Annotated in this window: 2 protein-coding genes; both read right to left on the bottom strand. The window is 67.4% G+C overall.

The features are described from left to right. A partial coding sequence (locus EOB36_RS33890; protein WP_206637241.1) for a P1 family peptidase occupies positions 1-236 on the bottom strand: 236 nt, incomplete at its 3' end. Beyond that, a partial coding sequence (locus EOB36_RS33885) for an ABC transporter substrate-binding protein (protein WP_164897725.1) occupies positions 236-993 on the bottom strand: 758 nt, incomplete at its 5' end. The genes EOB36_RS33885 and EOB36_RS33890, both read right to left, overlap by 1 nt.

The following is a 993-nucleotide window of genomic DNA, read 5'->3' as shown; positions in this document are numbered from 1 at the left end:
CCGAAGGCCGAGCCGCCCGAAAGCACCACGGCATGGATCGCCTCGATCGAATTGTGCGGCTCGAGCAGGTCGGTCTCGCGGGTGCCCGGCGCACCGCCCAGAATCTGCACACCGGCCACCGCCGGTTCGTCGCAGACGACGGTGGTCACCCCGGACTTCAGCCTCGCATCGGAAGCATTGCCGACGCGCAGGCCAGCGACATCGGTGATGAGATTGCGCGGCCCTGTAAGAAACATCATTGGTCCTCGATCGGCACGAACCGGACGCCGTTGAAACGGAAGACCCGATAGAGGTTCTCGGTCAAGTCGCCCTTGACGCCAAAGCGGACGGGCCCGATCGCGGTGCTGAAGTCCTGCGCGGTAAGCGCATCGGCCAATGGCTTGCTGGAGGTTTCCGCCAGCGCCGAGGCCGCCTTGGCGATCTCGACCGCCGCATAGGCCGGCAGCGTGTAGCCGTCCGACACGATCTCTCGGGCGGCAAACGCCTCCAGCACCTTGGGGTCGGCGACATCGGCCCATTCGGGCGGCGCGATCATCAGCGTGCCCTGGGCATAAGGCACGTCGCCGGGCAGTGTGCGCAGTGTTTCGCCTCCGGCAAAAATGATGCCGGCATCGAGCTGGCCGGCGTCGCGGCCCATGATGGCGACGTCGCTGCCATCGCCGCCGGCGAAGACATGCGTTGCGCCGGCTTTCCTCAGCCGCCCGATCAGTCCGATCTGGTTATCGAGCTGCGGCCGGAACGTGTCGACGAACACTGGCTTCAGCGCCGCCTGTTCGGCTGCCGCCCGAAGCGTCTCGGCGATCTCGCGGCCGTAGATGGTGCCGTCGTCGACGACGGCGAACAGCTCGTTCTGCCACAGCCGTGTGAGGATGGTGGCGACGGCGTTGCGCTCGTCGTCGCCGCGCGGCCCGAGACGAAAGACCGGCCAGCCGGTCTTGGCGCGCCGGTCGGTCAGGCTTTCGGTGCGCACCCCGACGGTGATGACGGGTATGC

Origin of the sequence: Mesorhizobium sp. M6A.T.Cr.TU.017.01.1.1, from assembly GCF_004023115.1 — a bacterium.
Lineage (GTDB): Bacteria > Pseudomonadota > Alphaproteobacteria > Rhizobiales > Rhizobiaceae > Mesorhizobium > Mesorhizobium mediterraneum.
Note: the sequence above shows the minus strand (reverse complement) of the source record. Positions and strands in the feature narration are given on the sequence as shown.